This window comes from Micromonospora sp. NPDC047756 (assembly GCF_055587245.1).
The window spans coordinates 954,894-980,045 of record NZ_JBVJGQ010000001.1 but is presented as its reverse complement, the minus strand read 5'-3'; the positions used below and the strand labels follow the sequence as shown (position 1 = coordinate 980,045).

Annotated in this window: 22 protein-coding genes; 10 read left to right on the top strand and 12 right to left on the bottom strand. The window is 69.5% G+C overall.

The genetic code is table 11. The features are described from left to right. From ACZ6NZ_RS04590 to ACZ6NZ_RS04580, 3 genes are all read left to right on the top strand, one after another. Positions 1 to 633 carry a phosphoribosyltransferase gene (locus ACZ6NZ_RS04590; protein ID WP_465855660.1) on the top strand — a complete coding sequence of 211 codons (633 nt, stop codon included), beginning with the start codon at positions 1 to 3 and terminating at the stop codon, positions 631 to 633. 22 nt (positions 634 to 655) lie between these two features. Beyond that, positions 656 to 1,036: a TFIIB-type zinc ribbon-containing protein gene (locus ACZ6NZ_RS04585; protein WP_278136678.1), complete on the top strand. Its 381-nt coding sequence runs from the start codon at positions 656 to 658 to the stop codon at positions 1,034 to 1,036. 103 nt (positions 1,037 to 1,139) lie between these two features. Further along, positions 1,140 to 1,817 (top strand): maleylpyruvate isomerase N-terminal domain-containing protein, encoded by a 678-nt coding sequence (locus tag ACZ6NZ_RS04580; protein WP_465855657.1) that lies wholly within the window; start codon positions 1,140 to 1,142, stop codon positions 1,815 to 1,817. 23 nt (positions 1,818 to 1,840) lie between these two features. On the opposite strand, the gene dnaB is transcribed toward ACZ6NZ_RS04580, so the two are convergent. After that, positions 1,841 to 4,678, bottom strand: a complete 2,838-nt coding sequence (gene dnaB, locus ACZ6NZ_RS04575) for a replicative DNA helicase (RefSeq protein ID WP_465855655.1) — start codon at positions 4,676 to 4,678, stop codon at positions 1,841 to 1,843. 381 nt (positions 4,679 to 5,059) lie between these two features. On the opposite strand from dnaB, the gene ACZ6NZ_RS04570 reads away from it, so the two are divergent. Beyond that, complete coding sequence (locus ACZ6NZ_RS04570) at positions 5,060 to 6,613, top strand: hypothetical protein (protein WP_465855653.1); 1,554 nt, start codon at positions 5,060 to 5,062, stop codon at positions 6,611 to 6,613. A 116-nt stretch (positions 6,614 to 6,729) separates the two neighbouring features. On the opposite strand, the gene rplI is transcribed toward ACZ6NZ_RS04570, so the two are convergent. The 4 genes from rplI to rpsF all read right to left on the bottom strand — a co-directional run bounded on the left by rplI (position 6,730) and on the right by rpsF (position 8,377). Continuing rightward, positions 6,730 to 7,176 carry a 50S ribosomal protein L9 gene (gene rplI / locus ACZ6NZ_RS04565; RefSeq protein WP_145778354.1) on the bottom strand — a complete coding sequence of 149 codons (447 nt, stop codon included), beginning with the start codon at positions 7,174 to 7,176 and terminating at the stop codon, positions 6,730 to 6,732. A 14-nt stretch (positions 7,177 to 7,190) separates the two neighbouring features. After that, entirely contained in the window at positions 7,191 to 7,472 is a 282-nt protein-coding gene (gene rpsR, locus ACZ6NZ_RS04560; protein ID WP_051723758.1) for a 30S ribosomal protein S18, read from the bottom strand. Beyond that, a complete protein-coding gene (locus ACZ6NZ_RS04555; RefSeq protein ID WP_030331808.1) occupies positions 7,472 to 8,005 on the bottom strand; it encodes a single-stranded DNA-binding protein in 534 nt (177 codons plus the stop codon). Before ACZ6NZ_RS04555 ends, rpsR begins: the two co-directional genes overlap by 1 nt. A gap of 81 nt (positions 8,006 to 8,086) precedes the next feature. Next, positions 8,087 to 8,377 carry a 30S ribosomal protein S6 gene (gene rpsF, locus ACZ6NZ_RS04550; RefSeq protein WP_036391391.1) on the bottom strand — a complete coding sequence of 97 codons (291 nt, stop codon included), beginning with the start codon at positions 8,375 to 8,377 and terminating at the stop codon, positions 8,087 to 8,089. A gap of 628 nt (positions 8,378 to 9,005) precedes the next feature. Between rpsF and ACZ6NZ_RS04545 the strand changes: the two genes are divergently transcribed. Both ACZ6NZ_RS04545 and ACZ6NZ_RS04540 read left to right on the top strand, forming a co-directional pair. Further along, positions 9,006 to 9,797 carry a deoxyribonuclease IV gene (locus ACZ6NZ_RS04545; protein ID WP_357201849.1) on the top strand — a complete coding sequence of 264 codons (792 nt, stop codon included), beginning with the start codon at positions 9,006 to 9,008 and terminating at the stop codon, positions 9,795 to 9,797. Next, the gene (locus ACZ6NZ_RS04540; RefSeq protein ID WP_465855649.1) at positions 9,794 to 11,983 is read left to right on the top strand and encodes a hypothetical protein; all 2,190 of its coding nucleotides are present in this window, start codon (positions 9,794 to 9,796) and stop codon (positions 11,981 to 11,983) included. The genes ACZ6NZ_RS04545 and ACZ6NZ_RS04540 overlap by 4 nt, the downstream gene beginning before the upstream one ends. Positions 11,984 to 12,103: 120 nt before the next feature. Here ACZ6NZ_RS04540 and ACZ6NZ_RS04535 read toward each other — a convergent pair whose 3' ends face one another. The 3 genes from ACZ6NZ_RS04535 to ACZ6NZ_RS04525 form a co-directional block, all read right to left on the bottom strand. Beyond that, positions 12,104 to 13,609, bottom strand: a complete 1,506-nt coding sequence (locus ACZ6NZ_RS04535; protein WP_465855647.1) for a glycosyltransferase family 87 protein — start codon at positions 13,607 to 13,609, stop codon at positions 12,104 to 12,106. A 126-nt stretch (positions 13,610 to 13,735) separates the two neighbouring features. Continuing rightward, entirely contained in the window at positions 13,736 to 16,678 is a 2,943-nt protein-coding gene (locus tag ACZ6NZ_RS04530) for a transglycosylase domain-containing protein (RefSeq protein WP_465855645.1), read from the bottom strand. A gap of 197 nt (positions 16,679 to 16,875) precedes the next feature. Further along, positions 16,876 to 17,325: a DUF5318 domain-containing protein gene (locus tag ACZ6NZ_RS04525; RefSeq protein ID WP_366610045.1), complete on the bottom strand. Its 450-nt coding sequence runs from the start codon at positions 17,323 to 17,325 to the stop codon at positions 16,876 to 16,878. A gap of 175 nt (positions 17,326 to 17,500) precedes the next feature. Here ACZ6NZ_RS04525 and ACZ6NZ_RS04520 point away from each other — a divergent pair, with 175 nt between their 5' ends. Together ACZ6NZ_RS04520 and ACZ6NZ_RS04515 are read left to right on the top strand one after the other, a co-directional pair. Then, positions 17,501 to 18,139, top strand: a complete 639-nt coding sequence (locus ACZ6NZ_RS04520; RefSeq protein WP_030331823.1) for a PadR family transcriptional regulator — start codon at positions 17,501 to 17,503, stop codon at positions 18,137 to 18,139. Between the two features lie 23 nt (positions 18,140 to 18,162). Beyond that, the gene (locus ACZ6NZ_RS04515; protein WP_091396616.1) at positions 18,163 to 19,242 is read left to right on the top strand and encodes an inositol-3-phosphate synthase; all 1,080 of its coding nucleotides are present in this window, start codon (positions 18,163 to 18,165) and stop codon (positions 19,240 to 19,242) included. Between the two features lie 62 nt (positions 19,243 to 19,304). Here ACZ6NZ_RS04515 and ACZ6NZ_RS04510 read toward each other — a convergent pair whose 3' ends face one another. From ACZ6NZ_RS04510 to ACZ6NZ_RS04500, 3 genes are all read right to left on the bottom strand, one after another. Then, positions 19,305 to 19,691, bottom strand: coding sequence for a hypothetical protein (locus ACZ6NZ_RS04510; protein ID WP_357208243.1), 387 nt, complete (start codon positions 19,689 to 19,691; stop codon positions 19,305 to 19,307). Beyond that, entirely contained in the window at positions 19,688 to 19,894 is a 207-nt protein-coding gene (locus ACZ6NZ_RS04505; protein ID WP_088987059.1) for a ribbon-helix-helix protein, CopG family, read from the bottom strand. The genes ACZ6NZ_RS04510 and ACZ6NZ_RS04505 overlap by 4 nt, the downstream gene beginning before the upstream one ends. A gap of 202 nt (positions 19,895 to 20,096) precedes the next feature. Next, a complete protein-coding gene (locus ACZ6NZ_RS04500) occupies positions 20,097 to 20,576 on the bottom strand; it encodes a methylated-DNA--[protein]-cysteine S-methyltransferase (RefSeq protein ID WP_465855640.1) in 480 nt (159 codons plus the stop codon). Positions 20,577 to 20,674: 98 nt separating this feature from the next. On the opposite strand from ACZ6NZ_RS04500, the gene ACZ6NZ_RS04495 reads away from it, so the two are divergent. Beyond that, the gene (locus ACZ6NZ_RS04495; protein ID WP_465855944.1) at positions 20,675 to 21,232 is read left to right on the top strand and encodes a hypothetical protein; all 558 of its coding nucleotides are present in this window, start codon (positions 20,675 to 20,677) and stop codon (positions 21,230 to 21,232) included. Positions 21,233 to 21,260: 28 nt separating this feature from the next. Beyond that, a complete protein-coding gene (locus ACZ6NZ_RS04490; RefSeq protein WP_465855638.1) occupies positions 21,261 to 22,784 on the top strand; it encodes a flotillin family protein in 1,524 nt (507 codons plus the stop codon). A gap of 127 nt (positions 22,785 to 22,911) precedes the next feature. Here the strand turns inward: ACZ6NZ_RS04490 and ACZ6NZ_RS04485 are convergent, their stop codons facing one another. Continuing rightward, positions 22,912 to 25,005 (bottom strand): S8 family serine peptidase, encoded by a 2,094-nt coding sequence (locus ACZ6NZ_RS04485; RefSeq protein WP_465855636.1) that lies wholly within the window; start codon positions 25,003 to 25,005, stop codon positions 22,912 to 22,914. Positions 25,006 to 25,152: the final 147 nt, after the last annotated feature.

Sequence of the window (25,152 nt, the reverse complement as noted above, 5' to 3'; positions counted from 1 at the left end):
ATGACCACGTACCGCGACCGGGCCGACGCCGGCCGGGTGCTCTCCGAACGGCTCACCGCGCTCATCGGCGAACCGGACGTCGTCGTCCTCGGCCTCGTCCGGGGCGGCCTGCCGGTCGCCAGGGTTGTCGCCGAACGGCTCGGCGCACCACTCGACGTGCTCGTCGTCCGCAAGCTCGGCATACCGTGGGCCCGGGAGGTCGCCTTCGGCGCACTCGGGCCGGGTGGTGTCCAGGTGCTCAACGACGCGGTGGCCAGCCGACTCAGCAACGACGACATCGCCGAGGTCCGACGCCGGGAGCAGGCCGAACTGGAACGCCGGGAACGGCTCTACCGGGGCGACCGCCCACAGTTGGACCTCACCGGCCGGACCGCCGTGATCGTCGACGACGGCCTCGCCACCGGCGCGACCGCCCGCGTCGCCGTCGAAGTCGTCCGCCAACTCGGGGCACACCGCGTCGTGGTCGCGGTCCCGGTCGGCGCGCAGGAGGCGTACGAACTGCTCTCCGCCGAGGCCGACCAGGTCGTCTGCGCCCAACGCCCCGCGGACTTCGGCGCGGTCAGCGCCTTCTACGACGACTTCCACGAGGTGACCGACGAAGAAGTCACCGAGGCGCTCACAGCAACTGCATAGGTCCACCAGGTACCGTCGGGCGATGAGTAGCCTTACCTGCCCTAAATGTCGCGGAGAAATGCGCCAGTACGAACGCAGTGGCGTCGTCATCGACCAGTGCGGGGAGTGCCGAGGCATCTTCCTGGACCGCGGCGAGCTGGAGAAGCTGTTCGAGGCGGAGGCCAACTGGAGCCGCCAACAGACCGGAGGCGCGCCGGGGCAGCCCGCGCAACAGCCCGCCGGCTACCCACCCCCGCCGCCCCCGCCGCACCAGCCCGGTTACGGCGCCGTCCCGCCGCCCCCGCCGCCCGCCCACGGCTACCCGCCGCAGCCGGCCTACGGCCACCAGCAGCAGCACCACGGCTACCACGGCCACTACCGGCAGAAGAAGCGCAAGGGCTTCCTCGACGAGATGTTCGGCTGACCCCAGGCCGACCTTCCGCCCGGGTCGATCACGCGTCGGCCCGGGCACACCACCGCGCCACTGATCGTTGGCGCGCGCCACGCTTCGTGCGAGGCTCAGTCGCATGACCGCGATCCGACCGGACGAGGCGCTGGCCCAGGCGTACGACGGCATCACCGCGGTAGTCGGTCGCCTCGACGACTCCGGCCTGCAACGAGCCACCCGGTGCCGGGGCTGGCTCATCGCCGACCTGCTCCTGCACGTGCTCGGCGACGCCCAGCGGGCGCTCGTCACCCTGGCCAGCCCCGTCGACGGCCCCGCCGACGTCGACGACGTGAGCTACTGGCGTGACTTTCCCGGCGGCGGCGACGGGGCTGCCCGGCATGCCTGGTGGGTCCGCCGCTCGGCTGCCGCCTTCGACAGTCCGAACGCGATCGTCGAACTCTGGCGGGACACCGCCCCGGCCGCGGTCCGCGCCGCCGCGTCAGCCGACCCTGACGGGTACGTGACCACCCAGGGACACGTGCTGCGCGTACCGGACTTCCTCGCCACCCTGACCACCGAGGCCGCCATCCACCACCTGGACCTGACGCTGGAACTGCCCGACGCGCCGCCGCCCGGCCCGCTGGCCGTACAGGTCGCGGTAGCGACATTGGACGGCCTGCTCAGCGACGACACCGTTCGACCCGCCGCGTGGGACGACAACGACTTTCTCCTGAAGGCCACCGGGCGCGTACCGCTGACCGACCGGGACCGGCTGGAGCTGGGTGAGTCGGCGGGCTGGTTCCCACTGCTCGGCTGACCGACGACAGGCTGCCGCGTCGGTCAGCCGATGGCCATGTCGACGAAGCGGGAGAGGTGCAGCTGAGCCGCGACGGTCACCGTGTCGGTGGGACCATTTCGATGTTTGGCAACAATAAAATCCGCCTCCCCGGCCCGCGGCGACTCCTTGTCGTAGTAGTCGTCACGGTGCAGCAGGATGACAACGTCGGCATCTTGCTCAATTGAGCCTGATTCCCGCAAATCGGACAGCTGTGGTCGCTTGTCGGTGCGCTGCTCCGGGCCACGGTTCAGCTGGCTGACCGCGATCACCGGGCACTCGACCTCCTTGGCCAACAGCTTCAGGCCACGGGACAGGTCCGCGACCTCCTGCTGGCGGCTCTCGGTGCGCTTCGGTGAGGTCATCAGCTGGAGATAGTCGACCACGATCATCTTGAGGTCGTGCCGCTGCTTGAGCCGCCGAGCCTTGGCCCGGATCTCCATCAGGTTCATGCTCGGCGTGTCGTCGACGAAGAGCGGGGCCTCGCTGATCTCGCCCATGCAGCGGGCCAGCTTGGTCCAGTCGTCGTCGGAGAGCTGGCCGCTGCGCAGCACGTGCAGCGGCACCCGCGCCTCGGCGGAGAGCAGTCGCATGACGATCTCGACCTTGCTCATTTCCAGCGAGAAGATCGCCGCCGCCTGGTTGGCGCGAATAGCAGCATTTCGGGCAAAATCCATACTTGCCGTGCTGTTGTGGGTAGGGATCATCGCCCGGCTGGCCAGGTACAGGTGTTCGTCGCTATCGACGGTCACGCACCGGACCGGAACACTGGGGACCGGCCGGACGTCGACGATGAACCGGGAGGTCGTTCGAACGTCCGAGGTGGTGCGGCGACGTTCGACATGTGCATCCTGCTTCCGCCTGAGCCGGAAGATGACATCCGGAGTGGAGAAGTTCAGCGTGTATGCGATCGACGAATCGGGGGTACGGCCGCGCACCGGCTTCGCGTTCACAGTGCAGCGGTAACCCAGGCTGACGATGAGTTCGCGTACGTCATCAGCCAGCCGCTTCGAAGTCGACGTGTACTGAAGGTTGCCGGAGGGGCCAACGGTCCCATCGGTGTCCATCAGCCCGGCGAGCAACGCCCTGCGCTGAGCCTCCGAGCCGCGCAGATAGACGCCAGGGATGTGCTTGTTCCCCGCTACGCCGATCTGACGCAACAACCCAAGGAAGGAACCGTTCCGGTGACGGCAGTCGGCACACTTCCTCGTCGCTGCAGTCTCACGCAACGCCCTGGTGGAAACGCCACAGTCCACGCAGACACCGTTCCCCGGAGCAGCGGACGTGGGCTGCAGCAGAATGGTGTAGACCATCGGGCCGCTGGGCCGCACGACGAAGCCGTCCGCCTCGATGTGCGTAACCATCTCCGGATCTGCCGTGGTGAAGCGGCTGGCGTCGCTGTGCCCATCGCCGAGCCACGTCCCCAGGGTGTAGGGCGGAATCAGCAGCTCACGGTCCGGGAGTTGGATGGGAGCGCAATTCCGAACGGCGTGGTTGAGCCGGCGCTCGACGGTGTCAGTACGCAGCGTGGCCGCGATCTCGGCAGTGGTGACGACGCCGTCGTGGTCGGCCCGGCTGCCGGTATTGACCTCCCGCTCGGCTCGTTCGAGTAGCGCGCCCAGAAGCGGACCGGCCGGATAGCCCGGTGCGGTCCAGTTCCGTGGCTTACCGCTGCGGACGATGGGGCGGCTGATCCGGCCAACCGATCCGACCTCACGGGCGACGGTGTGCAGGACATGCCGGAATTCCGGCCCGACCTGCTCAATCGTGTCGAAGAGTGTGATCGGCTGATTCCCCAGGGAGCTCAGCCGCTCCTGTGCCGCACGCACGTTGGCCAGCGACGATTCCGGCCAGTGCCGCCTCTGCCGCGCCGGTTCCTGCCGCCGGATCGCCCGTGTAGTCGTCTTCCACAGGTGCTCCGCGTCCGCCACGATGACGGTGCCGTCGGAGAACTCGACCTCGTAGCAGGGACGGTCGTGCATCACGTCGAAGGCGTGTGTGACAGTGGTCGGTGAGCCGTCCGCAGCCAGTAGCTGGTCGCCCGCCTTGACCTCGCCCATCGTGGTCCAGCCGTGCGGGGTCGGCAGTGGGGTGTCGAGCGCGAGCGCCTTGCCCAGACCAGGCCTGCCCGCCACGATGATCAACTGCCCGGCGTGCAGGCCGTTGAGCAGTCGGTCCAGGTCGCTGAAGCCGGTCGGCACGCCGGTCATCATGCCGCCCTGCGCGCCCACCGCCTCGATCTCGTCCAGCGTCGGCTGCAACATGTCGGCCAGGATCGCGAAGTCCTCGCTGACCCGCCGTTCGGTGACGTCGTACACGGCCTGCTGGGCGAGGTCGACGACGTCGTCCACGTCGCGGCTGCCGCCACTGGCGGTGCCGTAGCCGAGCTGCACGATCTTCGTGCCGGCCTCGACCAGTCGGCGTAGCACCGCCCGCTCACTGACGATGCGGGCGTAGTACGCGGCGTTGGCGGCGGTGGGCACGCTGGCGATGAGTGTGTGCAGGTACGGCGCGCCACCGATGCGTACCAGATCCCCGGAGTCGGCGAGCGCCGCCGCGACCGTGATCGAGTCGGCCGGCTCACCCCGGCCGTAGATGTCGAGGATGATGTCGAAGATGGTGGCGTGCACCGGCCGGTAGAAGTCGTTGGTCTTGAGGATCTCGACGACGTCGGCGATGGCGTCCTTGGAGAGCAGCATGCCGCCGAGGACGCACTGCTCGGCCGCGACGTCCTGGGGCGGGGTCTTGTCGAACTGGCCGTCCCGCTGTGCGGGTGGCTGGCCTCCGCCGGAGCGTGGCTCTGCCCGCATGTCGTCGGTGACCGACACGGGTCCCCCCTCCACTGCGCCGGATCCGACCCCAGCTCTACTGCTGGGGTACGACACTTCTCCTCCGACCGGGCCGGTCGATCGGGGGCCATCGCCGGCGGTCGAGGGCCAACCATACGGACCCCGAGGTCAGAGACTCAACAACACCGGTGGACGAGCCTCGGGACAACCTGTGGATCCCGGTGGACAGCATGTGCGCAGCGTGTGCACAGCCTGTGGATAACCATTGGGGAATTCTCGGCCATAAGCCGTTGACCTGCGAGTACGCACTCCCCAGCCTGTGGAGGAGAATATTTCGGTCGGGCCTGTGACACGATCGTCCCGTACTATCTCCAGCGAACGGCTACACCTGGACAGCGGATTCCGCTTTCGGTTCAGAAGGGTCACACTCCGGCCGTGAATTACCGGGACTGGGGACGCGGCGATGGCAGCCCGCGCGAGCGCCAGCCAACCGCCTCGTGGAGTGAGCGCGCGGCGTCTGTTCCGGTTGATCCGTACGACGAGGACGGCCGCTACCGCACCTCCAGCCGGCGGCGCGCGTTGGAACGCGGCCAGGACGAGCCTGTCGACGCCTACCTGCCCCGGTGGGCGCTGGAGTCGGGGGTTCGGCACGCGGACGGCGGTGGTCGGCACGCGGCGCCGGACGACGACGAGCCCGAGCCCGAGCGGCCGATTTCCGGGGCGGGCAGACGGTCCGCCGAGTCGTCCGGTGGTCGGCGGCGGAGCAGCGAGCCGCGTCGACGGGAGCAGGCCGCGATCGGCCCGGCGCCAGACTCCGACCACACCCGCGAGTGGACGCTCGACCGTCCGCAGGACCAGGGGTATTCCGGCCGCCGACGGGCCGACGCCGGGGAGGACGAGCCGGTTTCCGGTGCTGTCTCGGAACGGCGTCCCCGCCGTGCGCCGGTCGGCCGTCCGCAGGTCGTCTGGTCGGGCGGGGAGCCGGAGTCTCCCCCGAGCCAGCAGGTCCCGGCCCAGGAGCCGAGCCGTCCCACCCGGCGTAGCCGTCGTGCGGCCGAGGAGTCCTGGACCCGTCCGGCGGCCGACCCGTGGGTCCGCGGTTCGGAGCAGGTGGCGGAGCCGGATCCGTCGTACCCGCCCGCTGTGGACCCGTGGGACGCCTCCGGCGTGCACGCCTGGCCACCGGCCTCCGGCGGGGACAGCGGGGACCTGAGCGGGCAGTGGTCGGCGGTGGAGAGCGTCGGTGGCTGGGAACGGTCGGACCGCACCGGCCAGTGGGAGCGGTCCGCGATCGAGGACGACCAGTGGGACCGTACGCTGGCGCCGCGTTCTGATCGCCCGGCGGCTGCCGAGGGGTGGCCGAGCCGGGAGGACGGGTTCTGGTCCGGCACCCGGTTGGCTGATGACGATCCGCGTTGGATGGATCCGACGACGTCGGCGCCCCGGTCTCCGGTGGTGGGATACACCGCCCCACGGCCGCGCAGTGCGCCTGCGCCGCGTACGGGCGCGCCGCTTCCGGGTACGCCCCGGCGTAGGGCGGACCGGCCGGCGGTGGGCACGGCGTCGGTACGTCGGCGGGTCGAGTCGGCGGCCACGGGTGCCTGGGCGCGGCGACTGGAGGACGACCTGCTCGACCCGGATCCGGGTGGGTCGGTCCGGCCTCTGCTGTATACGGCGGCCTGTTACCTGGTGCCGGCGATGCTGATCTTCGTTTGGCTGTTGACGTTGGACAGCCAGGCGCCGGCTGGTTGTGTGACCGACATCAGCGGGGGCGGGTGTGAGTCCGCCCGCTCTCGCGCGCTGGAGTCACTCCTGGCCGGTTCGCCGCGCTTCGGTCTGGCCCTGGTGAGCAGCCTGGTGGTGGCGGCGCTGCTGCGGCGGGTGGGTACGACGTGGCGCTCGGCGACCATCGCGGTGGCCGCCGCGGTGGTGGGCGGCGGCCTCTCCACGGTGTTGATCAGCGCGGTGACGGGCCAGCCGATCGGGTGACCGCCGTCGGGTCGGGCCACGCCGGGCCGTGGCCCGGGTTGCCGGGTTGGACGACGTACGCGCGAGAGCCCGCACCGATCGCTCGGTGCGGGCTCTCGTGGTGGTGTTGCGGGACGTCAGCCCTGAACGACGTTCAGGTTGAACGACGCGGTCACCTCGGGGTGCAGCTTGATCTTCACCGGGTAGGTGCCGGTCGACTTGATGTGACCGGGCACCTCCAGCCGACGCCGGTCGAGGACCGGGCCGCTGGCCGTCTTGACAGCGTCGACGATCTCGGCCGGGGTGACCGAGCCGAAGAGCCGTCCGCCGTCGCCGGCGCGGACCTTCAGGTTGACCTTGAGACCCTCGAGCTGAGCCTTGACCTCGTTGGCGTGGTCGAGGTCGCGGATCTCGCGCGCCCCACGGGCCCGCTTGATAACCGTGACCTGCTTTTCCGCGCCCTTGGTCCAGGCGATCGCGAAGCCCTGCGGCAGCAGGTAGTTACGGCCGTAGCCGTTCTTGACCTCGACGATGTCGCCCGGGGCACCGAGGCCGGACACTTCCTGAGTCAGGATGATCTTCATATCGGTGCCTCCTCTCAGCGGGTGGTGGCCGTGTACGGCAGGAGCGCCATCTCACGGGCGTTCTTGACCGCACGGGCGATCTGCCTCTGCTGCTGCGAGGTCACGCCGGTCACCCGACGAGCGCGGATCTTGCCGCGATCGGAGATGAACTTGCGCAGCAGAGCGGTGTCCTTGTAATCGATGTAGGCGATCCCGTCCTTGTCGAGCGGGTTCACCTTCTTCTTCGGCTTGCGCAGTGCCGCAGCCTTGGCCGTTGCACGTGCTCCTGGTTTGCGATCGCGAGCGCTAGGCGCCATTAGAACGGTGGCTCCTCGTCAAAATTGGCGCCCGAACCGGCACGCGCGGGAGAGGGAGCGGCCGAAGCCCAGGGGTCGTCGAAGTTGCCTCCGCCGCCGCCCTGGTTGCCACCACCGCCGCCACCGAAGCCGCCGCCACCGCCGCCGGAGCGGGACATCTTCTGCACCTTTGCCGTGGCGTAGCGCAGCGACGGGCCGATCTCGTCGACCTCAAGCTCGATGACTGTGCGCTTCTCACCCTCGCGGGTCTCGTACGACCGCTGACGCAGCCGGCCCGACACGATCACCCGGGCGCCACGCTGCAGCGACTCGGCGACGTGCTCGGCGGCCTGCCGCCACACGGTGCATGCGAGGAACAGCGGCTCGCCGTCCTTCCACTCGTTCGACGCCTTGTCCATGAAACGGGGCGTCGAAGCGACTCGGAACTTGGCGACCGCAGCCCCGGAGGGGGTGAACCGCAACTCGGGGTCATCGGTCAGATTGCCGATGACCGTGATGGTGGTGTCTCCTGCCATGACCATCTCCTCGCGCACTCAGCGTCTCGTCGTACAGGCTCTCAGAGCCCTCCGACAGAGTCGCGGAGGCTGATCCGGACGAACCGGGGGTTGGAAGGCTTAGCGCATTTCCGGTCGGATGACCTTGGTGCGCAGCACGGACTCGTTGAGCCGGAGCTGACGGTCCAGCTCGGCCACCGCAGCAGGCGTGGCCTGCAGGTCGATGACGGCGTAGATGCCCTCGGCCTTTTTGTTGATCTCGTACGCGAGGCGCCGGCGGCCCCACACGTCGGTCTTCTCAACCGAGCCACCCGCGGTCCGAATCACGTTCAGGTACGTGTCGAGCGACGGTGCGACGGTGCGCTCCTCGAGGCTGGAGTCGAGGATGACCATCAGTTCGTAGTGACGCAAGACGTGCTCACCTCCTGTGGGCTAAGCGGCCACGGTCCTTCCGTGGCAGGAGGTCTTGTGTCGCTGCCCGCACGCGCCGAGGGAACCCGGCCGGACGCGGACAACCTGACCAGGATACCCGGTCCGAACGATCATGCCCGGGGTGGTCGGGTCCGGACCCGGACGTGCCGACGGGGGCTCACCGTCCGACCGTCGACCGGTCAGTGGTGAACCCCCGTCTACGAGGCCGCGGGGCGTCCGGTCCGCATTCCTTGGGTGGGACCTGGGGAGGAACGACCACACCGATGAGGTTGGACCGAAGACGCCCCGCGGAGCTTTATCGTGTTGTTATCTGACGATACAACAGCACTCGTACCTTGTAGGGGGGAAAAGCCCAATATTCCGAGATTCGTGGTCACTCGGTGCCCGTTGTGCGGTGGGTCGCCCCCGCTGCGCCGGGCCGCGCCGCGGGGGTGACCTCGCTGTTGGCCGTCAACCGCCGGTCGCCGTGTACGGCGCTCGCGCCGGCGGCGGCACCGGGACGCTGATCGCCGGCTCACGTCCATCAACGACCGTCGGTCCCTCCGGTGACGCGACACCGCCCCGACCGTCGCCCCGCCGGTCGGGGGCGCGACGTAGGCTCGCTCGCATGCGTATCGGAGCCCACGTCGACTCGACCGACCCGCTGGCGGAGGCGGCCGCCCGGTCCGCCGAGACCGTGCAGTTCTTCCTCGCCGACCCACAGGGTTGGAAGGCCCCCAAGCCGCGCGAAGATGCCGATCGGCTGCGCGCCGCCGAGGTCGACCTCTATGTGCACGCGCCGTACGTCATCAACGTGGCCACGCTCAACAACCGCATCCGGATCCCGAGCCGCAAGCTGCTGCTCGGGCACGCCAACGCGGCCACCGCCATCGGCGCCAAGGGCCTCATCGTCCACGGTGGGCACGTGAACGCCGGCGACGACCTGGCCGTCGGCTTCGACAACTGGCGCAAGACCTTCGCGTACGCGGCGGACTCCGGCGGTTTCGGCGTACCGGTCCTGATCGAGAACACCGCCGGCGGCGACAACGCCTGCGCCCGGCGGCTGGACGCGCTCGCCCGACTCTGGGACGCCATCGGTGACTACGAGGTCGGCTTCTGCCTGGACACCTGCCACGCGTACGCGGGCGGCGAGGAGCTGCTCGGCCTGGTCGACCGGGTCAAGGCGATCACCGGACGGATCGACCTGGTGCACGCCAACAACTCCAAGGGCGCGTTCAACTCCGGCCAGGACCGACACGACAACCTGGGCGGCGGGACGATCGACCCGGAGCTGGTGGTCGCGGTCATCCGGGCGGCCGGCGCGCCGGTGGTCGTCGAGACACCGGGCGGTGTGACCGGCCAGGCCGCCGACATCGACTTTCTGCGTGAGCAGCTCGGAGCGGAGAGCCCGGCGGCATGACGAGCGGACAGCCCGGGACCGGCAACGCCCGGCCCACCCCCACCGGCGCGGCTGCCGACAGTCAACCCGCCAGCACCGCCGCGGCCGGGACCCCCACCCAGCCGGCTCGCACCTCCGACAAGGCCCCCGCCGGGACCGCCGCGGACCAGTCCGCAACCGTCGGCGGTGAAGCGACCGGAGCCACCCGCAACGGCGACGCCGGGGCAGACCGCGCGACGAGCGGTGCCGCCAACAAGGACGCAGCCCGGCCCGGCGACAAGCAGGGCGAATCAGCCAAGCAGGACGCGGCGACCAAGAAGGACGCTGGCCAGGGCGGCACCGCAGCGGGCGAGGGCAGCGACCCGGCCAAGGACGCGAAGGCGGGTGGCGCCGACGCTACGGACCCGGCTGACAGCGAGGCGAAGCCGGTCGGCCCGGAGCGTTGGGAAGCATTCGCCTCCGCACCGGAGCCACGGCCCTCCATCTTCACTCGGGTGGGCCGGGCGGTCGGGCGGTTCCTGATCCACGAGTGGACCCTGGCCGCCCTCGGCGCGTTGGCACTGGCCGTGTTGATGACCTGGCCGACGCTGCGCTATCCGCGCTACACCCTTCCGCAGGACTACTGGGACCCGAGCCTGCAAGCCTGGCAGATGGCCTGGTCCGGGCACATCCTGCTGGCCGAGCCGGCGCGGCTGTGGCAGTCCAACACGTTCTTCCCCGAGCTGTGGAGCTTCGCGTTCTCCGACACCCTGCTCGGGTACGCCCCCGCCGGGATGCTCGGCAGCGGTCCCGAGGACGCCGTGCTGCGCTACAACATCATGTTCGTGCTGGCGCACGCGCTCGCCACGTTCGGGGCGTACGCGCTGGCCCGGCAGCTCGGAGCCGGCCGGATCGGTGCGGCCGTCGCGGGCGTGAGCTACACCTACGCGCCGTGGCTGCTGGCTCAGGCCGGGCACCTGCACGTGCTCTCCAACGGGGGCATTCCGCTGGCGCTGGCGATGTTGGCGCGCGGGCACGGCTGGTCGCTGCGACACGGCTACCGGCCGGAGCGCCGGCACGACGGTTGGGTCTACGCGGGTTGGCTGGTGGCGGCCTGGCAACTCAGCCTCGGCTTCGGCATCGGGCTGCCGTTCGCGTACTTCCTGGCCGGTGCGGTGCTGGTCACTGCCGTCTTCTTCTTCGCGCGACGGCTGCGCACCGGGCAGGCCGTTCCGTTCGGTCGCCGGTTGTTCGCCGCCGACGTGCTCGGCGGGGTGTTGTTCGCCGGCGTCGGTCTGCTGATGGCGTTCCCGTTCTTCAAGGTGACCGAGCTGCACCCGTACGCCGAGCGCACCATCGGCGACATCGGCCTCTTCTCGCCGCCGGCGTCGGGTTTCGTGACAGCGCCCGGGGAGTCGCGGATCTGGGGTGGGCTGCACGAGGGGGCCCGGGAAGCGCTGCCGTGGCACCCGGAGATGACCCTGCTGCCGGGCTTCGTGCTCTACGCGCTCGCCGCGGGCGGGTTGTTCTTCTCGGTCTGGCGGTTGCGGCACCGACTGCTGCTGCTCGCCGGGGTGCTGCTGACGATGGTCTTCGCGATGGGCACCCGTTTCTTCGACGGCACCTTCACCTACGTTCCCCTCTTCGAGCACCTGCCGGGCTGGAGCGCGTTGCGTACCCCCGGGCGGTTGATGCTCTGGACCACGTTGTTGCTCGGCCTGCTCGCGGCGGGCGCGGTCACCGCGCTCACCGACCGGGTCCGCGAGCTGACCGCGCAGCGGATCCCGTCGTGGCCGGGGCCGTGGCTGCGGATGGCCACCCTGCTGCCGTTGCTGCTGGTCACCGTCGAGGGCCTGAACACCACCCCGCACCCGGTGGTGCCGACCCAGCCGGCGGCGATGCGGTCGGCGGAGGGTCCGCTGCTGGTGCTGCCCAGCAATCAGAGCCTGGACCAGCACGTGATGCTCTGGTCGACCAGCGGGTTCCCCGACGTGGTCAACGGTGGTAGCGGCTTCACACCGCGCCAGCTCGACGACGTCCGTCGGGTGAGCCAGTCGTTCCCGGACCAGACCAGCGTCGAGTACCTGCGTACGCTCGGCGTCCGCACTGTGGTCCTGCTGCGCGGCCAGGTGGCCGGCACACCGTGGGAAATCACCATCGACGCGCCGGTCGAGTCGCTCGGTATCAGCCGGCAGGAGGTCGGGGAGGCCGTCGTGTATCGGCTCTGAAGCTTTAGGGCGGGTTTTCGGGGGAGCCCACCCGGCTCGGGCGGTCAGGCTTGATCCCTGCGCCGGGCGGGCTCCCCCGAAAACCCGACGTGGTGCCGGCCGCGGTCGGCCTGGAGGGAATCAGGTGGTGGTTGCTGGCTCTCGTGGGGGTTCACTGGTCAGGGGGCGGCGCCAGCGGTCTGTCCAGGGGGCGTCCGGGGCGCCGTCGAGAACGCCGCCGTCCGGGTCGTCCGGGTAGGTGGACCGCACCGCGTCCCGCTCGGGGTGCAGGATCTCCTTGACGACGAAGACGCAGAGCACCACGACAGTTGCCAGTCGCAACGTCGAGGCCAGCACGAACACCCCCTCCGGGAAGACGGGCTTGCTGGTTGCCGCGCCGAGCAGTTCCCCGTAGAAGGCGACGAAGTAGCAGACCTCGGCGATCTGCCAGGCCAGGAACGCGCCCCACTTCGGCCGGGCGAGCACCACCAGCGGGAGCAGCCAGAGCACGAACTGCTGCGACCAGACCTTGCTGAAGATCAGGAACGCGGCGACCACCAGGAAGGCGAGCTGACCCAGCCGGGGTCGGCGCGGTGCCCGCAGCGCCAGCACGGCGATACCGAGGCAGGCCAGCCCGAACAGCGCGTACGAGACGGTGTTGAGGGTCGGGATGTTGGCGTTGAGCCACTCGAACGGGCCGAGGTTGGCGGGGTCGTTGCCGACCTTGCCGTCCAGGTAGCGCCCGATGTACCAGAGCGTGCCCCAGTCGATGGGCCGGGTGGTGTTCAGCTCGAAGAACCGGTCCCAGTTCTCCGGGTACGCGCGGGCGGCCGGCAGGTTCACCAGGACCACCGCCGCGACAGCCGTCCCGATGGCGACGAGCGCGGCCCGAACCCGGTCGGCGCGTAGCGCCAGGATGAGGATCGGCCCGAGCAGGAACAGCGGCCAGAGCTTCGCCGCGCCGGCCAACCCGAGCAGCACGCCGGCCACTGCCGGTCGTTTTCGGGCCCAGGCCAGCAGGCCGAAGGCTGCCAGCCCGATGGCGAGCAGGTCCCAGTTGACGGTGGCGGTGAGCACCAGAGCCGGGGCGAGTGCGAACATCGCCGCGTCCCAGGGTCGTCGTCGGCGCAATGACAGGATCACCGCCACCGTGGCCACCGCGAGCGCGCCCAGCACCAGCGCGTTGAGGTTGTAGAACCACTGGCCCTGGTTGATGCTCGGGTCGCCGTCACCGATCGCGTGCACCGGCAGGCCCAGCGCCCCCATGAAGTAACCGGTCAGCACCGGGTACTCGACCGGGTGGTCGCGGTAGGGCACCTTGCCCTCGTTGAGCCCTTCGGCGTAGTAGAGGGCGAGGACGTCGGTGTAGCAGAACCGGGTGTACTGGACGTTGTTCTGCCAGGCACCGTTCTGGCAGGGCGATTTCTGCACCCAGTGCAGCGCGAGCGTGAGGCACACCAGCGCCAGCACGATCCGCGCGGCCGTCCAGAAGCGATGCTCCCGACCGGCCGGCCGGTTCAGCGCTGTCGCGTGGTCGCCGAGTGGCCCGCCGATGACGCTGGAGACGCCGCGGACGAACCCGTCGGAGCGGGACGGGTGATCGGTGGTTCCGGCGTCGTCGATGCCGGGCGTCGACTGGGTGCTCATGAAGAGGCATCCTGCCGTACGAGAGGGGTGCCCGTCCCATCCCGGCGTGGAGTTCCGGGTACGAAAACGCCGCCGCCGGCCGGGACGTGTCGTCCGGCCGGCGGCGGCGTCGTGTGCTGGTGCGGGTCAGTCCCGGTTGGGTGGCAGGCTGGGCAACAGCCCGCCGCCGCCGCCACCTGGACCGCCGCCGCCCGGATTGCCGCCGGGGTTGCCGCCAGGGTTCCCGCCGGGATTGCCCCCGGGGTTGCCACCGCCGCCGGGGTTGTTGCCGCCAGGGTTGCAGAGGATGTCGATCAGCGGGTTACAGGGTTGTCCCTGGCCGGGCTGACCCCCCGGGTTGGGCGGCGGCGGCGGGGGCGGCGGGGCCTCACCGTTGCCGGAATCCGGATCGCCGATGTTCTGGGCCGGCGGGAAGTCGACCTTCGGTTTGCCCTTCAGCGCCTCGTTCATGAACCGCTCCCAGATGTCGCCCGGGAGGTTCGCACCACTGACCTTGCGCTGGTCCTTGAGGATGAGTGGCTTCCGGTTCCCCACGTTGCCCACCCACACCGCGGTGGCCAACTGAGGCGTGTAACCGATCATCCAGGCGTCGCCGTTGTCCTTGCTGTCGTCCTTGAGTTCCCAGGTGCCGGTCTTGGAGGCTGCCTTGCGGCCGTCGTCGAGGCGGTGGTTGACAGCGGCCGGGTAGTCCTTCAGCACGGACGTCACGTCGTCCACGACGCCCTTGTCGATCCGGCGCTTCGAGTCGAGCTTCTCGCTGTAGATCTTGTCCCACTTACCGGTGTTCGGGTTCTGCTTCTCCACCGAGTAGAGGAAGTGCGCCTTGTTGTAGACGCCGCCGTTGGCGAAGGTGGCTACGCCGTTGGCGTGGTCCAGCACCGTGATCGGATACTGGCCGTAGCCGACGACGTTGAAGAACGGCTCCGGCGTGACGTCCTTCGGGTCAGTCTTGGTCAGGTCGTAGGCCTTGGCCGGGTTGGTATCGGTGCGCCACATGGTGGTGACGCCGGCCTGCTTGGCCATGTCGATGACCTTGTCCGCGCCGATCTCCTCCGTGACGTAGTAGAACGGCACGTTCAGGGACTTGAGCGTGGACACCTTGAGGGTGCAGGAGTTGCCACAGGAGGGGTTGTCGGTGCCGGCATTGCTGACCTTGAAGGTGCCGGTCGGCTTGAAGGCCTTGCCCTTCCACCGGGACTCGAGCGACTTCTTCTCCTTGAGCGCGGCCGCCAGGGTATAGATCTTGAAGCTTGAACCGGGCGAGTGACCGCCACTGATCGCGCCGCTGGAGTCGGTGTTCTTGCCGGCGTAGTCGGTACCGGTGCCGTTGTCACCGCCGTAGTAGGCGACCACCCGACCGTTGGTGGGGTCGATCGCCACCACCGCGGCCATGATGTTGCTGGGCTGACCGGCCAACTCGGAGCCCTTGGACTTGCGCTGGGCCGTCTCGACCGCCGCCTCTTGGATCCTCTTGTCCATTGTGGTGCGGATCCGGTAACCGCCGGACATCAGCGCCTGGGAGCACGACGGCTTGGCATCTGTCACCTCCGTGTCCTTCTCGACACAGATGCCCCTGTCCCGCATTTCCTGCCGGACGTAGTTGATGACGTTGCCGTACGGGGTGTCGACGCCGAAGTCGACGCCGATGCCGCCCTTCTTCGGGGCCTTGATGGCCTTCAGGGGGTATTCGGCGGGACGCGGCTCCATGCCGGGCACACCCAGCCAGCCCTCCTTGACCATGCCGTCGATCACGTAGTTCCAGCGATCCTGTGCCGCGGTCGGGTTGATGGCCGGGTCGTACCCCTGGTGGGTGGAGCTGGGTTCCGGCTGCTTGATCAGAGCCGCGAGGACGGCGCCCTCGGCCGGGTTGAGCTTGCCCACCGACTTGCCGAAGTAGGTCTGCGCTGCGGCCTCGATGCCGTAGGCGCCTCGGCCGAAGTAGATCACGTTGAGGTAGTGCTGCATGATCTGCGGCTTCGTGTACTCGTCGTTGAGCTTGGAGGCGAAGATCGCCTCCTTCACCTTCCGGGCGTACGTGTCGTCCTTCAGGTTGTCGTAGGCGTTGCGCGCATACTGCTGGGTGATGGTGGAGGCACCCTGCTTGTCGCCGCCGGAGAGGTTGTTCCAGCCGGCCCGGGCGATGCCCTTGTAGTCCACACCCGAGTGTCGGTAGAAGTTCCGATCCTCGGCCGCGGCCACCGCCTTCTGCACGTAGTCCGGAATCTGGTCGATGGTGACCAGGGTCCGGTTCTGGTCGCCGACCTTCGCGATGATCGTCTTGTTGTCGAAGGCGTACAGGGTGGTCGCCTGCGGCGGAGTGATCTCGTCGGGAAGCACCACGTTCGTCGAGTAGTAGGTGAACCCGACCACGCCGATGCCGGCGAGCATGACGAAGACGGCGAACCCGGCGATCAGCAGGTTCATCCGCTTGCGCTTCTTCGCCCGCGCCGCGGCGCCCGAGTCACCCGGGCCACGGCCGCCCCGACCGGGACCACCGGGGCCACCCGGCCCACCGGGACCCCCAGGGCCGCCCGGCCCGCCGGAGACCGGTGAGACGCTCGCCCGAGCGACCGCCGCGCGACCACCGACCGACGCGGACCCGACGCTGGCCCGGCCCGCCGAGGCGGTGCCGACCGAGGCCGCACCGACGGAGGCGGCACCGACCGCGGCCCGACCTGCGGGCGCGCCCGGCGCCGGGGAGACGGGCACCGAGGCCCGACCGGCGCCGGCGCGGCCAGCCGCCGCACCCGGTGCCGGCGACACCGGCACCGAGGCCCGACCGGCGCGACCGGTCGCTGCCGAACCCACCGACGCGGACCCGGCGGCCGCGCTGCCACGCGGCGGCACCGAGGCGGAGCCGCCGACCGTGGCGCGACCACCGGCGGCTCGCGGCGTCACCGAGGCCCGGCCCGGGGTCGGCGCGCCTCGGTCCGAGGCTGACCAGCCGCTCCCGCCGGAATCACCGCCGGTTCGGCGGTACGCGTCGTCCGCGCCCGGCCCGGGGTCACCGTCTGGACCCGAGTGCTGGGTCCGGCCGCGCGCAGAACTGGGATCGCCGTACGAGTTCATTCCTCACACCCTGCCGGTCGCGGTGGGGCGCGGCTGCGCCGCCACCGGGTTGCCGTGAGTTGCTTCACCCGGGGTGCCGGCACGGGGGTGCCGGCCGACCGGGGTCATTGCCGTATCAATCGGGCCAATCGGACCAACACGCGGTTGGTGGTCCCGGGTTTCGTCTGCCGTCCCGGGGCCGGTCCAACCAGCTGAGATCACCGTTGCGCCTCTCGCCTCCGCCGACCGGCGCCCTCGGCGCCCGCCGCGTCCTGCTCGCTCGTGCCGTCGCTGTCGCCGGTCAGACCGTCCCGGCCGAGCAGGTACTGCTCGACGAGATGGTTCCAGTCACAACCGAGGCACACCTCCACGACGAAGACCTGGAACTCACGCAGCGTCATCGCCAGCACGGGCAACTCGGCAAGTGTCCGAGCCTGGCCGGCGGACTGCCTGAGTTCGTCACCGTAAATGTAGTGGACCAGCGTCAGGTTTTCGCTGCGGCAGATCGGGCAGCGCCGATCGGTCGGCTCTCCGTGGAACCGGGCGGCGTTCTTCAGGTACGGAGACGCGTCGCAGACGTCGTACGTGCCGACCCGGCCGGCCAGGAGCTCACGCAGCACTGCTCGCTTCTGAAGCGAGTAGTCGACGACCTGGCGCTGCGTACGCATGCGGAGAAGGGTACGCGGTCCGACCCGACCAGGCGACCACGCTCACAATCCGTGACGACGACATCTCGGAACGGGGGTTTGCCCTGGCCCACGCGACCCGCTAACGTGCGATGTATCGGTCCGATACATCGCGGCGGTTACCGCTCCACGCCGGAGGGTAAAGAGAGGGTGGCCAGTGCTCGAGTTCGCCATCCTCGGCCTCCTGCAGGAGTCTCCGATGCACGGCTACGAGCTGCGCAAGGAGCTGACCGCCAAACTCGGCGCGATCCGGGCGGCGATCAGCTACGGCTCGCTCTATCCCACGCTACGCAGGCTGCAGGCGGCGGGATGGATCACCGAAGCTGCTGAGACGCCCGCCACTGCCGAGGAGGTTCCCGCGCTGACCAGCCGACGAGGTCGGGTGGTCTACAAAATCACCGCGGAAGGCAAGGAACGCTTCGCCCAACTGATCGCACAGGCCGGACCCGAGACGTACGACGACACGGGCTTCGGGGTGCACTTCGCGTTCTTCGCCCGGACCGACCAGGCGACCCGACTACGCATTCTGGAGGGTCGCCGCCGCAAGATCGAGGAGCGTCGCGAAGGGCTTCGTGACGTGCTGGGCCGGGCAGCCGAGCGCCTCGACGCTTACACGCTGGAACTGCAGCGCCACGGCCTTGATGCCTGTGAGCGCGAGGTCCGCTGGCTGGAGGAGCTCATCGCCAACGAGCGCTCCGGCCGAGCCCCGACAGTCCCGAACATCGGGACAGCCGGCGGCCGACGAGAAGACAACAGCCCGCCTCCGCCTGGAGAGACCAGGAATGAGCGGCCGTGACAGAAAAGAAGGAGGCAGACGCTATGGGCTCCGTCCGCGTCGCCATCGTCGGTGTGGGTAACTGCGCCTCGTCCCTGGTTCAGGGCGTCGAGTACTACCGGAACGCCAACCCGAACGACCGCGTCCCGGGTCTCATGCACGTCGCCTTCGGCGACTACCACGTCAACGCGGTGGAGTTCGTCGCGGCGTTCGACGTGGACGCCAAGAAGGTGGGCATGGACCTCGCGGAGGCGATCGTCGCCAGCGAGAACAACACCATCAAGCTCTGCGACGTGCCGCCGACCGGCGTCAGCGTGCAGCGCGGTCCGACCTTCGACGGTCTGGGCCAGTACTACCGCGAGATCGTCGAGGAGTCGGACGCCACCCCCGTCGACGTGGCGCAGGCGCTGCGCGACGCGCAGGTCGACGTCGTCGTCTGCTACCTGCCGGTCGGCTCCGAGCAGGCCGCCAAGTTCTACGCCCAGGCCGCGATCGACGCCGGCTGCGCGTTCGTCAACGCCCTGCCGGTCTTCATCGCCTCCGACCCCGAGTGGGCCAAGAAGTTCGAGGACGCGGGCCTGCCGATCGTCGGCGACGACATCAAGAGCCAGGTCGGCGCCACCATCGTGCACCGTGCCCTCGCGAAGCTCTTCGAGGACCGCGGCGTCGAGCTGCTGCGCACGTACCAGCTCAACTTCGGCGGCAACATGGACTTCATGAACATGCTGGAGCGCAAGCGTCTGGTCTCGAAGAAGATCTCGAAGACCCAGTCGGTCACCTCGCAGATCCCGCACGAGATGAGCAAGAGCGACGTGCACATCGGCCCGTCGGACCACGTGCCGTGGCTGGACGACCGCAAGTGGGCGTACATCCGCCTGGAGGGCCGCTCGTTCGGTGACACCCCGCTCAACGCCGAGCTCAAGCTCGAGGTGTGGGACTCTCCGAACTCGGCCGGCGTCATCATCGACGCGGTCCGGGCCGCGAAGATCGCCCTGGACCGGAAGATCGGCGGCCCGATCCTGTCGGCCTCGTCGTACTTCATGAAGTCCCCGCCGGTGCAGTACGCCGACCACGACGCCCACCAGGCCGTCGAGGAGTTCATCGCCGGTGAGGTCACGCGCTGACGCGCTGAATCGTCAAGCACGACGAAGGGCCGGGTCCGCATGGACCCGGCCCTTCGGCGCGTTCAGCTCGACATCTCCAGGTACGGCGACAGCCGCAGCGCCAGCTCGTCGACGGAATCGATCTCACCACTGGCCAACGCATCGGTGAGCGCCATCCGCTCCTTGGCCGGCATGTGTAGCACCACCCCGCAACGGACCAGGAAGATCCGCATCGCTGCCCAGGCGAGGCCGGCGTTCCACATGTCGAGCGGCCGCCAGATCATCAATCCGTGCATCAACGCCGCCGCCCTCTCCAGCACGGTCGGGTAGACAGCCCGCCCCAGCATCCGGGCGTGTGGGCGGGCCGCCGCTGCGACGAGGATGCCGCCGTCCCTGACCCGGCTGTGCTGGCCCGTGTGCTCGGACAGGAGGATCAACAGGTCTTCCGGCTCGGGCCACGGTTGATTCACCGATCCCCCAACATCTCGAAGAACTCGGCGTCTTCCTCCAGGACCCGCCGGGCGGCCTGGCGGGTCCACTCGTTGCGCTCCTGACGCTCGAGGTATTCCTGGATCGCCACCTCGACGGTCTTGTGCATCGAACGGTGTTCCGCCTCGGCCAGCTCCCGAAGGCGCTGCTCGACCTCGGGCTTGAGCGTCAGGGTGAAGGCCATACCGTTTTTGTATAACTCTTCCGGGGGTACGTCAACCAGACTCGACACCATCTCTTGCCTCCATCTCCGCAGCCAGCACGTTCGCGTTTCGACCAACGCAGATGCAGAGACCGAGGTGCGGAGACAAAGGGTCGGAATGTGTAGCGATCGTCACGTGTTCCTCTCCGGCGTGGCGGCCAGGCGTGACGGCAACGGTCGAAGGTCAGGACCACGCATGCCGCAGCGCGACAGCGGCTTCCAACTCCAGCAGCTTGACCTTGCGCGGCAGGCCTCCACCGAAGCCGACCAGCTTGCCGCCCGCACCGACGATCCGGTGGCACGGCACCAGCACCGGGACCGGGTTGCGGTTGCAGGCCACTCCCACCGCCCGCGCCGCCCCCGCATCGCCGACCAGCCGCGCCACCGCGCCGTACGTCAGCGTCTCCCCGTAGGGAATCCGCGTCATCTCCCGCCACACGGCTCGCTCGAAGTCGGAGCCCCGGGGCATCGACACCGGGACGGTGAACGCGGTCAGCTCACCGGCGAAGTACGCCCGCAGTTCGGTCACGGCCTGCTGGGACAGCGCGTCGTCGGGCTCGTCGGTGGCCGCCTCAAGCCGGCCGAAGGCGGCGCCGCAGACGTTCGTGCCGTCGGTGGCGACGGAGAACTCACCGATCGGTGAGTCGAGCACGGCCCAGCGCATCCACGTATTCTCCCCGACGCGGACCATCGCGCCGGCCCGGCCTCCGGCGTCGAACCGAGCGCCACCCCCGACCCGCACCGGTAGATCATCTTCGCGTCCTGTCAGGCCGTTCGGCGTTGCGCGGCGTCGATACCGTCAAGGTCGTGGCAACGGGGACGCTCATCTTTCTGATCATCGGCGGGGCAGGCATCGGTGTGCTCGCGCTCGCCCTGCTCGGCACCGAGCTGCTCCACTTCGGGCACGGCGACGTGGACGGCCCGATCTCGGTCGAGACGGTCGCCGGCTTCGCCGGGGCCTTCGGGTTCGGCGCGGCCATCGTCAACGAGCTGCTCGGTGCGCGTACACCTGGGATGGTCGTCGGGGCGGTGGCCGGCGGTGTGTTCGCGGCCGTGCCCACCGGCTGGTTGGCGTCCCGGCTGAGTCGGGCGGCGCGGAACATGCGCACCGACCCCACCCCCACCCGCGACGACCTGGTCGGTGCGCTCGGCCTGGTCGTCACCCCGGTGCCGGCCGACGGGTACGGCGAGGTCCGCATCCGCCTCGCCGGCCAACCGGTCAAGCTCAGCGCCCGTGCGGACCAGCCGATCCCGATCGGCGCCCAGGTCTTCGTCGTACAGGCGCTCAGCGAGACCAGCGTGCACGTAGAGACCTACTGATCTCCCCCTCACAGACGGGACTTTCTATATGGCCCTACTCATCGCCATCGGTGGCGCGGTCCTCCTCGTGCTCATCCTGGTGTTCTTCGTGCTCTCCCGGATCAAGGTGGCCGGCCCGAACGAGGCGTTCATCGTCACCGGTCGCAAGGGCCGCACCACGCAGACCGCCGACGGCGGGCGATCCACCGACACCTCCGGACAGAAGGTCGTGCTGGGCGCGTCCGTGTTCGTGCTGCCGGTGGTGCAGAAGCTCCAGTCGCTGGATCTGTCCAGCCGGCGGATCGACGTCGGGATCCGCGGCGCGGTGAGCAAGCAGGGCATCCGCGCCGATCTGCACGGCGTGGCGATCGTCAAGGTCGGCGGGACCGAGGACGCGATCCGGGCCGCCGCCCAGCGGTTCCTGCACCAACAGGACGAGATCGACAACTTCACCCGCGAGGTGCTGGCCGGCGCGCTGCGCTCGATCGTCGGCCGGCTCACCGTCGAGGAGGTCATCCGCGACCGGGCGGCGTTCGCCAGCGCCGTGGCCGAGGAGGCAGAACACTCGATGACCAACCAGGGTCTGGTGTTGGACACCTTCCAGCTCCAGGACATCCTCGCCGAAGGCTCCTACCTTCAGGACCTGGGTCGGCCCGAGGCCGCCCGGGTGCTCAAGGACGCGGCGATCGCCGAGGCGCGGGCCCGGCAGCAGGCCGAGCAGGAGCGCCTGCTCGCCGAGGAGGCCATCGCCGAGGCGAACCGGAACCTGGCCCTCAAGCAGGCCGGTATCCAGGCCGAGATCGACGCGGCGAAGGCGAAGTCCGCGGCGGCCGGACCGCTCGCCCAGGCCGAGCGGGACCAGGCGATCCTCTCCGAGCAGCAGAAGGTGGCCGAGCGCAACGCCGAACTCAAGCAGCGCCAACTCGACACCGAGGTTCGCAAGCCGGCCGACGCGGCCCGGTACAAGGTGGAGCAGGAGGCCGAGGCGTCCCGCAACGCGGCGGTGCTGCACGCGGACGCGCAGCGCCAGTCGGTCATCGCGGCGGCGCAGGCCTCCGCCGAGCAGGCCCGCCTCACCGGTGAGGGTGAGCGGGCACGACGGGCCGCGCTCGCCGAGGCCAACGCGATCGAGGGTGCCAAGGAGGGTGAGGCCGAGCAGCGCCGGCGTTCCGCCATCGCCGAGGCGGTGGAGCGCGAGGGCCAGGCCGAGGCCGCTGCCATCCTCGCCAAGGGTGAGGCCGAGGCCGACGCGATGGCGCGCAAGGCCGAGGCGTTCGCCGCGTACGGCGAGGCGGCCGTGCTGGACCTGCTGGTCAAGGTGCTGCCGCAGGTCGTCGAGGCGGCCAGCGCCCCGATCGGGGCGATCGACAAGATGACGGTCATCTCCACCGACGGCGCGTCGTCGCTGACGAAGTCGGTCGCCGGCAACGTGGCCCAGGGGCTCCAGCTCGGCAGCGACCTCACCGGGATCGACCTGCCCGGCCTGCTGGCCCGCCTCGGTGCCGGACGGAGTGACGCCACCGCCTCGGCCCCCGGGGTCGACACTGTGGACGGCAGCGCCATCTCGCGCTGAGCGCGCACCACCGGCCGACAGTCAGGGCGCTGACCGGCACGGATCACCCACCAACGGCCGGCGCCCGCCGGCACCGCCTCCCGAGGGAGGGGTGCCGGCGGGCGCCGGTGGTGCTTCCGTGGTTGGTTCAGCCGAGGTTCATGACGAAACGCTCGCCCGCCGACAGGCCCAAGTCCGGGCTCCAGAAATCGAAGTCCTTGTTCGGGATCAGCTGGCTGGTGCCGGCGCTGCCGGCACTGACCACCTGCCCGTCGACGTTCGCGAAGATCCAACCCGACCCGTCGGTGGCCCCGACACCCCGGTGCCAGAAGTTAAAGGCCTCCCAGGCATTGATTCCGGCGGCCGAAGCGACCAGAGGCTTGCTGCCCGCACCGTCAGCCGAGACGAACTTGTTGTTGGCCAACGAGCGCAGGCCGAAGTAGCCGTGGAAGTCCAGGTCGTACAGCTCGAACTTCTCCCAGGTGCTGGCCGTCGCGGCCACCGGGATCAACGGCTTGCTGCCGGCACCGTCGGCGGAGACGTACTTGCCGCTGGCGGATGACTTGAAGCTGACGATCAGGTTCGTCTCGAGGTCGAACTTCTCCCAGGTGCTGGCGTTCGTCGCGCTGGCGATCAGCGGACCACCGTTGCTGGGCGCACTGACGTACTTGTTGTTGACAGTGGCCTTCAGGCTCACGGTGCCGTCGATCTGGTGAACCAGCTGGAATCTCTCCCAGGTGCTCACCGTTGCGGCAGAGGCGATCAGTGGCTTGCTGCCGGCACTGGTGGCGCTGACGTACTTACCGTTGACGTTCGCCCGCAGTGCGACCAGGCCGTTGCCGGCCTCGACGATGTCGAGCTTCTCCCAGCCACCCAGCACCGGGCCAACGGAGGCCAGAGGCTTGCTGCCCGCACCGTCAGCCGAGACGAAATAGCCGTTGGAACGTGCCAGCAGACCGTGCGCCGTACGCGCGGGAGAGAGAGCCGCCGCCACGTTGAGCAGACGGTCCACCCCGCCCTGCGGGCTCAACACAGCGCCGGCGAGCCCCCGGGTCACGATCGTGTTGCGCACCTGGTTCGGGGACCACGTCGGGTTCGACTGGAGCAGCAGCGCAGCGGCTCCGGCCACGTGCGGCGACGCCATCGAGGTCCCGCTGAAGGCCACCGAGCCGTTGGTGGTCCCGCTTGCCGCCGAGACGATGTCCACGCCCGGAGCCCAGACGTCGACACACGGACCATAGTTGGAATCGAAGTACTCGGTCGAGGCCCGACGGTCGAACCTGTCGGTGGCTCCGACAGTGATCGCCCCCGACACCCTGGCCGGGGTGTAGTAGCAAGCATCATCCGCTTCGTTGCCGGCGGCCACCGCGTAGGTGAGACCGGTGGCGATGGAGTTGGTGACCGCGTTGGAGAGCGCGGGAGAGTCCTCCTCCTCCGTCCCACCGATGCTCATGTTGACCACGGCCGGCTTTTGCGCGTTGGCGGTCACCCAGTCGACCCCGGCCACGACATCCTCGGTGGTGCCGAAACCATCGCAGTCGAGGACCCGGACGGCGACCAGGTCGACGACCTTGGCCACGCCGTACTTCGCTCCGCCGACGGTGCCCGCCACGTGCGTGCCGTGACCGTTGCAGTCCTGCGCCACATTGTCCTGGTCGACCGCGTCGTAGCCGTTGGAGGCACGGCCACCGAAGTCGCTGTGACTGATGTCGATGCCGGTGTCGATGATGTACGCCCGCACCGAGGCACCGTTGGTCGGGTAGGTGTAGTTGCCGTCCAGCGAGGGCGACACCTGATCGATCCGGTCCAGGCCCCAGGAGGGGGGCGAGACCTGCGTTCCGCTCGCCCGGATGCGAACCACCGGCTCCACGGATGCGACATCCGGGTCGGCGGCCAGCCGGCCGGCCTGCTTCGCGGTCATGGCGGCGGAGTAGCCGTTGACGGCGCTGCTGTAGAGCCGGCGGACGCTGCCGCCGTTCTCCTTGGCCAGAGCCGATGCGGCGGCCTTGATCTTGGCGGGAGTGGTCTTCTTGTCCTTGAGGACCACAATGTAGCGATTCGGGACGACCTCGGCAGGCTTGGCCTTGGCCTTTGCCTTGGTGGCCAACGGGCCGTCCGCCTTGGGGGCGGTCAACTTGCTCGCGGGCTTCGGGGCCAACGGAGCGGTCGGCTCGGCCATGGCGGCCCCACCGGTCGCAGCGGTGACGATGATGGTTGCGGAGGCGAGAGCAATGCTCGCCACCGCCGAGCGGCGTATTACGCCACGGCGTTTCACTAGGTGATCTCCCCGTTGATCGTCGCCCGTCCAATCCGGACGGCCGGACGGGCGGTGGGGTCGGCGGCGGTGTCGATGCACCGGTAGCCGACGGACGCCCAGCCATCATGGACG